This is a genomic window from Rhizobium sp. Root1334 (assembly GCF_001426665.1).
GTDB lineage: Bacteria > Pseudomonadota > Alphaproteobacteria > Rhizobiales > Rhizobiaceae > Pararhizobium.
The window spans coordinates 318,362-330,654 of sequence record NZ_LMEY01000023.1 but is presented as its reverse complement, the minus strand read 5'-3'; the positions used below and the strand labels follow the sequence as shown (position 1 = coordinate 330,654).

12 protein-coding genes are annotated in these 12,293 nt (G+C 60.1%); 11 read left to right on the top strand and 1 reads right to left on the bottom strand.

Annotated elements, in window-relative coordinates; all coding sequences use genetic code 11:
- Positions 1–38: 38 nt before the first annotated feature.
- On the bottom strand, positions 39–698 hold the full coding sequence (locus tag ASD36_RS20095) for a TetR family transcriptional regulator C-terminal domain-containing protein (RefSeq protein ID WP_060506790.1): 660 nt from the start codon (positions 696–698) through the stop codon (positions 39–41).
- Positions 699–962: 264 nt separating this feature from the next.
- On the opposite strand from ASD36_RS20095, the gene ASD36_RS20090 reads away from it, so the two are divergent.
- From ASD36_RS20090 to ASD36_RS20040, 11 genes are all read left to right on the top strand, one after another.
- Positions 963–2,582 (top strand): NAD(P)/FAD-dependent oxidoreductase, encoded by a 1,620-nt coding sequence (locus ASD36_RS20090; protein WP_060506650.1) that lies wholly within the window; start codon positions 963–965, stop codon positions 2,580–2,582.
- The gene (locus tag ASD36_RS20085) at positions 2,569–4,182 is read left to right on the top strand and encodes an NAD(P)/FAD-dependent oxidoreductase (protein ID WP_082562845.1); all 1,614 of its coding nucleotides are present in this window, start codon (positions 2,569–2,571) and stop codon (positions 4,180–4,182) included. The genes ASD36_RS20090 and ASD36_RS20085 overlap by 14 nt, the downstream gene beginning before the upstream one ends.
- The gene (locus ASD36_RS20080; protein WP_244489864.1) at positions 4,182–5,399 is read left to right on the top strand and encodes an aminomethyltransferase family protein; all 1,218 of its coding nucleotides are present in this window, start codon (positions 4,182–4,184) and stop codon (positions 5,397–5,399) included. Before ASD36_RS20085 ends, ASD36_RS20080 begins: the two co-directional genes overlap by 1 nt.
- 10 nt (positions 5,400–5,409) lie before the next feature.
- On the top strand, positions 5,410–5,646 hold the full coding sequence (locus ASD36_RS20075; RefSeq protein WP_060506789.1) for a hypothetical protein: 237 nt from the start codon (positions 5,410–5,412) through the stop codon (positions 5,644–5,646).
- Positions 5,647–5,765: 119 nt separating this feature from the next.
- Positions 5,766–6,002, top strand: a complete 237-nt coding sequence (locus ASD36_RS20070; RefSeq protein WP_060506648.1) for a DUF982 domain-containing protein — start codon at positions 5,766–5,768, stop codon at positions 6,000–6,002.
- 277 nt (positions 6,003–6,279) lie between these two features.
- On the top strand, positions 6,280–7,413 hold the full coding sequence (locus ASD36_RS20065; protein WP_060506647.1) for an aminomethyltransferase family protein: 1,134 nt from the start codon (positions 6,280–6,282) through the stop codon (positions 7,411–7,413).
- Positions 7,414–7,417: 4 nt separating this feature from the next.
- A complete protein-coding gene (locus ASD36_RS20060) occupies positions 7,418–8,023 on the top strand; it encodes a dimethylamine monooxygenase subunit DmmA family protein (RefSeq protein WP_060506646.1) in 606 nt (201 codons plus the stop codon).
- Positions 8,020–8,985, top strand: coding sequence for a PDR/VanB family oxidoreductase (locus ASD36_RS20055; protein WP_060506645.1), 966 nt, complete (start codon positions 8,020–8,022; stop codon positions 8,983–8,985). The genes ASD36_RS20060 and ASD36_RS20055 overlap by 4 nt, the downstream gene beginning before the upstream one ends.
- A gap of 18 nt (positions 8,986–9,003) precedes the next feature.
- Positions 9,004–10,044, top strand: a complete 1,041-nt coding sequence (locus ASD36_RS20050) for a DUF3445 domain-containing protein (protein ID WP_060506644.1) — start codon at positions 9,004–9,006, stop codon at positions 10,042–10,044.
- Positions 10,045–10,227: 183 nt separating this feature from the next.
- On the top strand, positions 10,228–11,565 hold the full coding sequence (locus tag ASD36_RS20045; RefSeq protein WP_060506643.1) for an NAD(P)/FAD-dependent oxidoreductase: 1,338 nt from the start codon (positions 10,228–10,230) through the stop codon (positions 11,563–11,565).
- 124 nt (positions 11,566–11,689) lie between these two features.
- Complete coding sequence (locus tag ASD36_RS20040; RefSeq protein WP_060506642.1) at positions 11,690–12,289, top strand: PAS domain-containing protein; 600 nt, start codon at positions 11,690–11,692, stop codon at positions 12,287–12,289.
- Positions 12,290–12,293 lie beyond the last annotated feature (4 nt).

The following is a 12,293-nucleotide window of genomic DNA, read 5'->3' as shown; positions in this document are numbered from 1 at the left end:
TCCGCATGCCGTTCTCCTTCGCCGTTTTCAGCTGTTCCCTATTTCGGACCCTCATGGGTCATATGGCCCGGAAACACCGAGACAAGATATTCGATCGCGGCGGCATGGGCCTTTTCGCGCGTCAGCCCGTCGCCCATCATCAGCCGGAACCACAGGCCCTCCATCATGGCACTCAGAGCCAGCGCGATGGTCTCGGCGTCATAGGTGTAGGAAGCTTCAGCCTTCAGTTTCGCGCAGAGCGCGATGAACAGTTCCTGATACTTGGTGTCGCGAGCGCCGCAGAGCGCCTGATAGGTCGGGCGCGATTTCGCCTCGCCCCAGAAGGCGCACCAGGCGGCAAGCTTACGCTTGGTGCAGATCTTGCGGTCGAAATCGGCCGCCACCAGCGCCCAGAGCTGCGATGATGCCCCCTCACCGGCCTTGTCGAGCGCCGCACCCCAATGTGCCGCATATTCGTCGGCCATGAACTGCAGCGTGGCGATCAGCAGCTTTTCCTTGCTTTCGAAATGAAAATTGACGATGCCGCGCGACAGGCCCGCGCCATCGGCAACATCGGCAAGTGTCGTCTCGGAATAGCCGCGCTTTGCAAGCGAATCGATGGTCGCCTCGACCAGCTGCTGGCGCCGTGTTTCCTTGGATGCCTTGCGGCCCCGCTTGTCGCCCTCTCCAGCTTGCACCGCCGCAGACACTACCTTCATTCTGACTGTTACCTTTTCGCCCTTCAGACTGAGAGCAACGGTCATGACATGCTCCCACCCGGTTTTTCATCGGACCGATGAGCGGGACAATGCCGCCCCATGTCAAGAACCTTCTGCATACCCACTTCCCGCTACCCGACCTCTGGCACGAAATCCTATCGCATTATCAGAGGATTGCAACATACTTGCTGAATATTCATTCAATATATCTGGACAACATTCTGCTTTTCATGCCAGATTTTTCATTGCGAAGGAGACGGCATTATGAAGAAATGCGACGTGGTGATGATCGGAGGCGGCCATAACGGCCTGGTTGCAGCCTGCTATCTGCAGCGCGCCGGCCTCGATGTGCTGGTGCTTGAAAAGAACGATTGGGTCGGCGGCGCCGCCACCAGCCGCGAACTGACGCCGGGTTTCCTCTATTCGAACTGTTCCTACGTCTGCTCGCTGTTCCGCCCGGAGATCATGCGCGATCTCGAATTGCCGAAACATGGCCTGCAGGTCATCGCCTATGAGGGCGGCGCCGTCTTCACCCGCGATGGCGATTACATCGCCTCCTATCGCGATCATGACAGCCATCGCCGCGAATTCGCCCGATATTCCAAGCGCGATGCGGAGGCCTATGACCGCTACGCCCGCGACGTCACCCGCCAGTGCCGCTTCATCCAGCCACTGTTGATGCGCACAGCCCCCGATCCGTTTTCCTTCAAGCCGCGGGACATTTCCGAACTGCTTTATCTCGGCAAGAAATTCGGCGAGTTTTCGGCCCATGACATGGCACAGACCTTGCGGTTCTGGACGATGTCGATCTCCGATTTTCTCGACGAGTATTTCGAAACCGATGTGATCAAGGCCTATCTCGCCCTGTCCGGCATCATCGGCACCGCGCTTGGGGCGATGTCGCCCGGCACGGCCTATGTGCTGCTGCATCATTACATGGGCGAAGTCGATGGCTCCGTCGGCGCCTGGGGCTATGCCCGCGGCGGCATGGGTGCGGTGACGCAAGCGCTCGCCTCCTCCTTCCAGGCATCCGGCGGCACGATCCGCACCGGCGCCGATGTGGCAAGGGTCATGACCCGCAGCGGCCGCGCCACCGGCGTCGTGCTTGCCGATGGCGAGGAAGTGCGCGGCAACCTCGTGGTCTCCAATGCCGACGTCAAGCGCACCTTCTTGAAGCTGGTCGAAGAAGACGCCCTGCCCGAAACCTTCGTCCACCGCGTCAAGCATTTCAAGATGCGCGGCTCGTCGGGCAAGCTCAACATCGCGCTCGACAGCCTGCCGGAATTTCCGGCCCTGCCGAAGAATTCGTCCTGCATCCGCGGCGACCTGCATTTCACCGATTCGATGGAGCGGATGGAACGCGCCTACGACGACTGGAAAGCCGGACGCTATTCCGCCGATCCCTTCGTCGACATGGTGATCCCCACAACACTTGATCCGACCATGGCGCCGCCTGGCAAACATTTCATGAGCTGTTTCGTGCAATATTGTCCGCCGCAGATCGAAGGCCGCGACTGGACGGACGCCGATCGCGATGCCTTTGCCGATACGGTCGTCAGCCAGATCGCCGATTATTCCCCGGGCTTCCGCGACCGCATCCTGCACATGGAAGTGCGCACACCCCACGAAATCGAGACGGAAGTCGGCCTGACGGAAGGCAATATCTTCCAGGGCGAACTCACCTTCGACCAGCTGCTGTTCAATCGCCCCGTGCCTGGCTACGCGCAATACCGCTCGCCAGTGCCCGGGCTCTATCTCTGCGGCTCCTCCACCCATCCCGGTGGCGGCGTCATGGGTGCACCCGGCCGCAATGCCGCCGCTGAAATCCTGCGTGACCTGAAACTGAAACCCGCTGAAATGAGCCCGGCCCATGACGTCATCTGATCCAGCCCGGACATCCGCCTCCACCAGCCCGGCATCCTTCGAGGCCCCAAACTTCGACGCTATCGTCATCGGTGGCGGCCATAACGGCCTGACGGCCGCAACCCTGCTCGCCCAGAACGGCCGCAAGGTCATTGTGCTCGAGGCTGCCGAAAGCACTGGCGGCGCGATGCGCGGCTTCGAATTCCACCCGGGCTACTGCTCGGCCGGCCTGGCCCACATCGTCAACCGGCTCGACCCGGATGTCGCCAAGCTGCTCAAGCTCGACAGCAAGGGCCGGAGAGCAGAAACATTGCCGACCGTGGCGCTCTCGCCAGACGGCAAACACGCCGTGCTGCGCGGCGGTTATGGCGAAACCATCGACGGCATCAGCCAGGCCGAAATGAAAGCCTTTGCGGCGATGCGCAAGAAGCTGGTGTTTCAGGCCGGAATTCTCAAGCGTTTCCTCAAGCGCCGTCCGCCGGAAATCGGCAAGGTGGGAATGAGCGATCTCAGCACCTTTGCCGGCGCGGGCTTCAGCCTCATCACCAAGGGGCGCGAGGAAGGCCGCGACTTCCTGCGCATGCTGTTGATGAACGTCGCCGATGTTGCCGACGAATATCTGAGCGACGACCGGTTGAAAGGCCTGGTTGCCTTCGATGCCACCCTTGGCATTCACCTCGGGCCGCGCTCACCGACCTCGCTGCTTGGCCTCTATTATCGCCTGACCGGCGAAACCGATGGGGCAACGGGCGCACAACACGTGCCGCAAGGCGGTATGGCCACGCTTGCCCCCGCCTTCGAAAACGCGGCGGCAGCGGCAGGCGTCACCATCCGCACCGGTGTCCATGTCACACGCATTGTCGCCGACCGAGGCGCGGCAACCGGCGTCATTCTCTCCACCGGCGAACAACTGAATGCTTCCGCCATCGTCTCGGCCATCCACCCGCAGGCGACATTCCTCAGCCTCTGCGACACCGCCGAACTCGGCACCGGCTTCGTGCGCTCGATCAGCAACGTCCGCTCCAAAGGCAATGTCGCCAAGCTCGATCTGGCGCTGGAACGGCCACCGACTTTTACCGGTGTCTCAAGCGCCGATCATCGCGGCCGCCTCGTTATCGCCCGCTCCATCGCCCATGTCGAAGACGCCTTCAATCCGGCCAAATATGGCGAATTCTCAACCGATCCGGTGTTGGAGATCACGCTGCCAAGTCTCGCCAACCCCGATCTCGCACCCTCCGGTGGGGCGACGCTGTCGGCTTTGGCCGAGTTCGCACCTTATGATCTCAAGGGTGGCTGGGAGAGCGGCAAACCGGCTTTCGAAGCGATCATCCTCGAAACGCTGGAGCGCTATGCACCCGGCCTGTCGAAAAGCGTTGTCGCCAGCAATCTCATGACGCCAGCCGATATGGAAACACAGTACAATCTTCCCGGCGGCCACTGGCATCACGGCGAATTGCAGGCTGACCAGCTGCTGATAAACCGCCCCGTCAACGCGGCTGCCGGTTATGCGACTCCATTGTCCGGCCTCTATCTGGCCAGCGCCGGATCGCATCCGGGCGGCGGGATTTCCGGCCTGCCGGGACTTCTGGCCGCTCGCCACATCCTTTCGGAGAGACCATGATGCTGGAGATGAACACCCGCCGCGCCCTGCAAGGCCATATCGCCACGCCGCGCTTCGAAACACCGTTCCATCCGCGCATCGCCGCAATCAGCGAAACCAGCGACTGGTACACCTGGGCAGGCTATAAGGCGCCACATTCCGTTTTCGACGAGGAACTCGAATATTTCGCCATACGCTCGACGGCAGCGCTGTTCGATATTTCGCCAATGGTCAAATACCGCATCGCCGGACCGGATGCGGAACGTTACCTCAACCGCCTGACCGTCCGCAATGTCGCCAAGCTCAGCACCGGCCGCGTCCACTATACCGCCTGGTGCGACGACCACGGCCACGTTCTCGATGACGGCACGCTGTTCCGCTTGTCTGCCGATACGTTCCGTCTTTGCTGCCAGGAACGCCACCTGCCCTGGCTCCTCGACAGCGCCATCGGCTTCGATGTCGGGATCGAAGAAGAAACGATGCAGATCGCAGGGCTCGCCTTGCAGGGCCCGACATCCTTCGCCGTCCTGTCCAACGCGGGCTTCGACTGTATCGAACGGCTAAAACCTTTCCAGCTTGCCGATTTCCCGCATGAGGATGGCTCGGTCACCATTTCGCGCACCGGCTTTACCGGTGACCTCGGTTACGAACTTTTCGTCCCGGCCGAAGCGGCTCTCAGCCTCTGGGATCGTCTCTGGACGGCGGGTCAACTCCATGGCATCCGCGCCATCGGCTATGCGGCGCTCAATCGCGCCCGCATCGAAGCCGGCTTCATCGTTGCCAATGCCGATTTCATGACCGCCGAAACAGCGCTGCGGGCCGACCGCGCCCGCATGCCGGACGAGATCGGGCTGGAATGGCTGGTCGATACTGAGAAACCCAACTTCAATGGCCGTAAAGCAATACTTGAAGCAAGGCGGAATCAAACTCTGAAGCATGTGCTCGTCGGCCTTGAAATTGAAGGCAATATTCCGGCTGACGGCGCCATCATCTATCACCGGAAAAAGCATGAAGCCGGCCTCGTCAGCGCTGCCATCTGGTCGCCGCTTGCCAAGCGCAATATCGCTATTGCCAGCCTGACGCGCCCCTATGGCACGCGCCTCACCGAAGACCTTTGGGTGGAGATCTACGCGTTGCGCGAGCTGCAATACCAGAAAATGATGAAACGCGCCCGCATCGTACCGCGTCCCTTCATCAAGCTTGACCGCCGCGCCGCCGCGCCGCCCGGCCTGTTCTGACGGCCACAAGATGGACGACGAGACACGCCGGAATTGGGAGCTGATCCGAACGCCGCCCGGCATCGAATGGTCCGGCCGCACCCGCTATGCCGCCGCAACGTTCCTGCATCACCAGGGAGAAATGAGCGCCGAGGTTCTGGAGGTCTACCGCATCTGTTCGAGGCTGGATGCGGAAGATCCGCTTGATGTCTTGCGGCGCTGGAATATCGGCTCGGACTGGATAGAGCAGTTCCTGAGCACACGGTAAGGATCGGCTGCATCGGAACATCATTTCGAAAGCAGATTCCAAAATAAATCGCCTCATGGAACCTTCTCGAATCCGGAGCGTTTGGGTGCTGCAATTTCTAAAAGCAGCATGAGGACGACGTGAGTTACAAACGCTTTCCAACCCCCGTCAGAGTGATCATCAAACAGAGCCAGGAAAATATCATCGCCACCGCCTGGGATGCCGTCGAGTTTCTTCGCCGTTGGCGGGGACGCCGTGGCCTTGCCTACCGGCGCGCCCTGCAGCACTGCCTTGATGCGCTTGATGGTATCCTCAGCCCGCAAAAAGCCTGGGCGTCGTTTACCGCCGCCATGAAGGAAGAAGGCGTGCTTGCCTGATTCTCACCTTATCCCTGCCCCCATGATGCCCGGACCGCTTGTCCGGGCATTTTCGTTTCTGCCCTCCGGCAGGATTGCGCCACTTGAAAAGTGCGGTTTTCCGGCGTTGAATGCCTACAGCCCTGCCTACTGAAGCGCGAATGCGGCATGATTTTCGCCGTTCGCGACACCGCACTTTCCGGCGATAAATCCACATCGCGGGCTTGCCGTTCCCAAAAACGCGAATATACTCAGGAATAATTATTTCCACAGAGTGAAATAAATAAGGGAACAAATCATGGCACTTAGCTGGCGTTTCTCCGCCTTGGGCGACCGACATCGTGCATTGGGATCCAACCTCGAGGACTGGAGCGGCATGGGAACCGCCTGGACCTATGACAAGGATATTTATGAAGAACACATCGCCGTGCGCACCAAGGCCGGCATCATGGATGTCTCCGGCCTGAAGAAGGTCCATCTCGTTGGCCCGCATGCGATTGCCATCCTGGAATACATCACCACCCGCGACATGACGAAGGTCTATCCCGGCAAGTCGGTCTATGCCTGCATGCTCAACGATCGTGGCCATTTCACCGATGACTGCATCGTCTACCGCACTGGCCCGAACTCCTGGATGCTGGTGCATGGCTCGGGCTCGGGCTTTGAGGAAATCGTCAAGCAGGCGCAGGGCCGCAATTGCGCCGTGCTGTTCGATGACGACCTGCACGACCTCTCCCTGCAAGGTCCGCTCGCTGTCGACTATCTCGAAAAATACGTGCCCGGCATTCGCGATCTCAAATACTTCCACCATATGCAGACGACGCTGTTTGGCGCGCCGGTGATGATCTCGCGCACCGGTTATACCGGTGAGCGGGGCTATGAAATCTTCGTGCGCGGCCAGGATGCCGGCATGGTCTGGGACCGGATCGTCGATGAAGGCAAGGCGATGGGCATCATCCCCGTCTGCTTCAGCGTTCTCGACATGCTGCGCGTCGAAAGCTACCTGCTGTTCTACCCCTACGACAACTCGCAGATGTATCCTTTCGCCAACGAACAGCCGGGCGACAGCCTGTGGGAACTCGGCCTCGACTTCACTGTCAGCCCCGGCAAGACCGGCTTCCGCGGCGCCGAGGAACATGCCCGCCTGAAGGGCAAGGAGCGCTTCAAGATCTTCGGCCTGCTGGTCGAAGCCGATGGCCCGACCGATCTCGGCGACGAGGTCTGGGCCGGCGACAAGAAGGTCGGCGTCATCACCTGCCCGTCCTATTCCAAGCTCACCAACCGCTCGATGGCGATCATGCGCGTCGATGTTCCCTATGCCGTCCAGGGTACGAAGCTCGAGGTGAAGGGAAAGACCGTCAACGCCCCGGCCATCGCGCATACGATCACCTTCGACGATCCGAAAAAGACGAAACGGACGGCGCAGGGCTGACGCCATGCTCGTACAAGGGATCAAAAGCCGGCCGGAATACAAGGGGCTCGACATCGATCCCCACGCCAAACGTCACCTCTTCGTCCTCGAGGGCGAAGGGGCAGCGGCCCTCACCGCTCAGGTGGAACTGAAAGACACGGATTTTCTGGCCAAATCAGAAATTCTCTATCTCGCCGCAGGCGCTGCGCCGAAAGCGTACGACGTAGTCCTCTCGGCTCTGTCACCCGATGTCTTCTGGCAGGCCCCAACACTTCAGCCGCTGTTGTTTCGCCTGCGCGCCTGTCTTGAGCAGGCGCAGATGGGAACGCGGCTCTACATCGCCGGTACCGAAGGCTTCATTGGCCAGATCATGCAGGTAGCGCTGGAATTCGGCATCGATTTCAACTCGATCCATACCGAGCATCGCGGCTCGACAGCACGGCGCGTCCAGTGTGTCCACTGCAAGGGCATCACCGATAATGTGACGACCAGCCCGTTCGCCTGCACCCATTGCGGCCTGCCGCTGCTGGTGCGCGATCATTACTCCCGGCGTCTCGGCGCGTTCCAGGGCGTCAATATCGATGCGGAAGAACCGGGGACGGCGCCTGCGCCGGAGGAGATGTTCCCATGAGCCTCAACACCGATATGCCGGTCAGGGTCGCTGCGGTGACGCAGGTGACCGATCTGGTCAAGCGTTTCCGCTTCGAGCGATTGGACGGACATCCAATGCCGTTCTTCTCCGGCGGCGCCCATGTCGTCGTCTCGATGAACGACAACGGCCTTTTGCGCCGCAATCCCTATTCGCTGATGTCGAATCCCGACGACAACAGCGCCTATGAAATCAGCGTTCTCCGCGTGCCGAATTCGCGCGGCGGCTCGATCTTCATGCACGAACAGGTCCGGCCCGGCGATCAATTGACCGTCAGCCAACCGGTCAATCTGTTCGCGCCGGATCATCGCGGCCGCAAGCACATTCTCTTTGCCGGCGGCATCGGCATCACGCCGTTCATCGCCATGATGGAACAGTTCAGCCGCGACAACATCGCGTTTGAACTGCACTACGCCATCCGCTCCCGTTCGCACGGCGCCTATTGGCAGCAATTGCTGGATCGCTACGGCCCGCGCCGGATCAAGATCTATGTCGACGAGGAGAAGTCCTTCATCCCGGTCGCCGAAATCGCCGACAATCAGCCGCTTGGAACGCATCTCTATGTCTGCGGCCCCGCTGGGATGATCGACGGCGTGCTGATGACCGCGCTGAAAGCAGGATGGCCGAAGGAAAACCTGCATTCGGAACGTTTCCTGGCGCCGCCGACTGGTCTGCCGTTCCAGGTCTTCCTGGAAAAATCCAACATCCACATGACTGTCGGCGAGCACCAGAGCATCCTGGAAGCGGCCGAAGCGCATGGCTGCGACGCTCCCTACATGTGCCGTGGCGGCGCCTGTGGCCAGTGTGAGACTGAAGTCTCCTCCTGCGACGGCAAGCTGCAGCACAACGACATCTACCTGTCGGACGAGGAAAAGGCGTCTGGCAAGAAGGTCATGATCTGCGTCTCGCGGTTCAAGGGCCAGCAACTCGTTCTTCAACTCTAGCTCAAGGGGACCGGACAGATGACCATCACGTTCAGGAGCGAAACGTTCCGCGACGACTTCACCTTCCGTAACAGCCTCTACAATATCAGGCGTTTCCCCTTCCCCTTCGACCGCGACGAATACATGTATTCGGTCAACATGGAGCCGCATATCCGCGGCAAGGCGGACAGCGTCTTTGAAAACCTGATCGACGTCGACGAGCACTATGTTGCCGAGATGCAGGACCGGGCGATGGTCTTGAAGGAAGATCCGCTGCGCTGCCAGGCCTTGCCGCATATGATGGCGGCGCAATGGGATGTGCTGGAGCTTTTGATGGAGCATCAGGCACAGGATTATCCCGAGCACTTCACGCTGGAGAAGAACGGTGACCGCTGGCGCTGGATCAACCGGCCGATGGGTATCGACGACACCTTTACGTTCGGCGATCCATCGACCTTGCCCTATCCGCCGATGGAATATATCACCCGGCAGGCCCAGGGCGATTTCTGCATCGTCGACCAGCGCGACAACAATCTCTGGATGGATGCCGGCATGGTCACCACCCAGGCCGACTGGTCGCTTGATTTCGACATCGGCATGAACTTCATGGAATGGCATGGGCCGGTGCCGCTCGCCCACCAGATCGGCGTGTTCGACCGGGCGCTGAAGTTCCTCTTGAACCTGCAACAGGGAAAGCCGACCCGCCGCCTCAATTGGACGATGACGGTCAATCCGCGGCTCGATACCTCCCCGGAAAACTACCACAAATGGGGACCAGACCGCACGACGGTGACACCGGAAAACGTCGGCGAAAAGATGCATCTGCGCGTCGAATTGCAGAGCCTCTGGCGCCTGCCACGCTCCAACGCCATCCTCTTCGTCATCCGCTGCTACCTGATCAGCCTCGACGAACTGGTGACCGTCCCCAAATGGGGCCGCCGCCTGCCGCGTGTGCTCAAAAGCCTGCCACCGGAAATCGTCGACTACAAGGGCCTGACCCGCAACCGCCCGATCATGATCGACTGGCTGGCGAAATATGACGATGGGGCGCCGACCAGTGCAGGGATTTATCCGGATTGAGATTTAAGGCCCCTCCCCAACCCTCCCCACAAGGGGGAGGGAGTTAACACGGCATGCGGCCGCTCCATCGTCACAGGATAATGAGGGCGAGGCACACGCGATCTGCTCCCTCCCCCTTGTGGGGAGGGTTGGGGAGGGGTTCTTCACAAAGCACACAACGACATAAAAAGGGAACAAACAGACATGACCAGAGTAGCCGTGATCGGCGCAGGACCTTCGGGCCTTGCCCAGTTGAGAGCCTTCCAGTCCGCCGCCCAGAAGGGCGCAGAAATCCCCGAAATCGTCTGCTTCGAAAAACAGGCCGACTGGGGCGGCCTTTGGAACTACACCTGGCGCACCGGGCTTGATGAATATGGCGAGCCGGTTCATGGCAGCATGTACCGCTATCTCTGGTCGAACGGTCCGAAGGAATGCCTGGAATTCGCCGACTACTCGTTCGAGGAGCATTTCGGCAAGCCGATCGGCTCCTACCCGCCCCGCGCCGTGCTCTGGGACTATATCAAGGGCCGTGTCGAAAAGGCCGATGTGCGCAAATGGGTGCGCTTCTCCACGCCGGTGCGCATGGTCCGTTTCGATGAGGAATCCAAGACCTTTACCGTCACCGCACACGACCGCGTCAACGACGTCATGTATGACGAGATCTTCGATTATGTCGTCGTCGCCTCCGGCCATTTCTCCACGCCGAACGTCCCCTATTTCGAAGGTGTGAAAACCTTTGGCGGCCGCGTCCTGCATGCCCATGATTTCCGCGATGCTTTGGAATTCAAGGACAAGGACGTGCTGATCGTCGGCCGCTCCTATTCGGCCGAGGATATCGGCTCGCAATGCTGGAAATACGGCGCGAAATCGGTGACCACCAGCTATCGCTCCAAGCCGATGGGCTTCAAGTGGCCGGAGCGTTTCGAAGAGCGGCCTCTGTTGCAAAAGCTCGTCAACAAGACGGCGCATTTTGCCGATGGCTCGACCAAGGAGGTCGATGCACTGATCCTGTGCACCGGTTATCTCCACCACTTCCCGTTCCTGCCCGACGACCTGCGCCTGAAGACCGCCAACCGCCTTTGGTCGGACAGCCTCTACAAGGGCGTCGTCTACGAGGACAATCCGCAGCTGATGTATATCGGCATGCAGGACCAGTTCTACACCTTCAACATGTTCGACGCCCAGGCCTGGTATGCCCGCGATGTGATTATGAACCGCATCAAGCTGCCGCCGAAGGCGGAGATGCAGGCGCATTTCGACAAATGGCGCGCCCGCGAGGAAACGCTCGAGGATGCCGAACAGATGATCTGGTTCCAGGGCGATTACGTCATCGAGCTTCTCGAAGACACCGATTATCCCAAGTTCGATGTCGAAGGCACCAACCAGACCTTCATGGAATGGGAGCATCACAAGGCCGAAAACATCATGGGCTTCCGCGACAACGCCTACAAATCGCTGATGACCGGCACCATGGCACCGAAGCACCATACGCCCTGGCTGGAAGCCATGGACGACACGCTGGAAGTCTATCTCAAGAACTGACCGCGTTTCCCCGATAATGGAGCCGGAGGCCAATTGATGGCCTTCGGCTTTCCGATGTCAGATTGCCGGAATTTCAAGAATAAGTTCACCTGCCCTTTCCTCCTCCAGCATCACCGGATCAGCCATGGATTTTCTGAGCAGTGTTCTCGGCCGCATGAACGGGTTTCTGTACCGATGCCGGGCCGACGAACACTATACGATGCTGGATATGACCGACGGCATCCAGCGTATCTTCGGCTACAAGGCGGACGAAATCGTCGGCAATCGCGTGCGTACCTTCACGTCGATCATGTGCGAAGACGATGTTCCGGCCATGGATGCCGTGGTCGGCAAAGCGCTGGAAAACCGTACCGACTGGACGCTCGAATACCGCATCCGCCACAACAGCGGTCACCTCATCTGGGTTACGGAAACCGGCGGCGGCGTCTGGGACACAAACGGCGAATTGCTCTATCTCGAAGGCAGCATCGTCAACATCGAATCCCTCTACCAGCGCATCGACGAACAGACCGCCGACATGCGCGCGACCGCCTCGCGGACGGCCGAAATCCTGCATTCCCTGCGCTACCTGAAACTGCTTGCCGTCAATGCCGGTATCGAAGCCGCCCGTGCCGGTACAGCCGGTGCCGGCTTTGCCGTTCTCGCCTCGGAAATGCGCACCCTCGCCAACGATTCCGAAGCCGTCGCCCGGCAGATCGCAACGGCCCAAGGGAAATCGAGCTGAACCG

What these genes read in the sequence shown, in the direction of transcription:
- ASD36_RS20055 (WP_060506645.1), top strand. Translation starts at nt 8,020, where the DNA reads ATGAGCCTCAACACCGATATGCCGGTCAGGGTCGCTGCGGTGACGCAG.
- ASD36_RS20040 (WP_060506642.1), top strand. Translation starts at nt 11,690, where the DNA reads ATGGATTTTCTGAGCAGTGTTCTCGGCCGCATGAACGGGTTTCTGTAC.
- ASD36_RS20060 (WP_060506646.1), top strand. Translation starts at nt 7,418, where the DNA reads ATGCTCGTACAAGGGATCAAAAGCCGGCCGGAATACAAGGGGCTCGAC.
- ASD36_RS20050 (WP_060506644.1), top strand. Translation starts at nt 9,004, where the DNA reads ATGACCATCACGTTCAGGAGCGAAACGTTCCGCGACGACTTCACCTTC.
- ASD36_RS20065 (WP_060506647.1), top strand. Translation starts at nt 6,280, where the DNA reads ATGGCACTTAGCTGGCGTTTCTCCGCCTTGGGCGACCGACATCGTGCA.
- ASD36_RS20090 (WP_060506650.1), top strand. Translation starts at nt 963, where the DNA reads ATGAAGAAATGCGACGTGGTGATGATCGGAGGCGGCCATAACGGCCTG.
- ASD36_RS20045 (WP_060506643.1), top strand. Translation starts at nt 10,228, where the DNA reads ATGACCAGAGTAGCCGTGATCGGCGCAGGACCTTCGGGCCTTGCCCAG.
- ASD36_RS20095 (WP_060506790.1), bottom strand. Translation starts at nt 698, where the DNA reads ATGAAGGTAGTGTCTGCGGCGGTGCAAGCTGGAGAGGGCGACAAGCGG.
- ASD36_RS20075 (WP_060506789.1), top strand. Translation starts at nt 5,410, where the DNA reads ATGGACGACGAGACACGCCGGAATTGGGAGCTGATCCGAACGCCGCCC.
- ASD36_RS20080 (WP_244489864.1), top strand. Translation starts at nt 4,182, where the DNA reads ATGCTGGAGATGAACACCCGCCGCGCCCTGCAAGGCCATATCGCCACG.
- ASD36_RS20085 (WP_082562845.1), top strand. Translation starts at nt 2,569, where the DNA reads ATGACGTCATCTGATCCAGCCCGGACATCCGCCTCCACCAGCCCGGCA.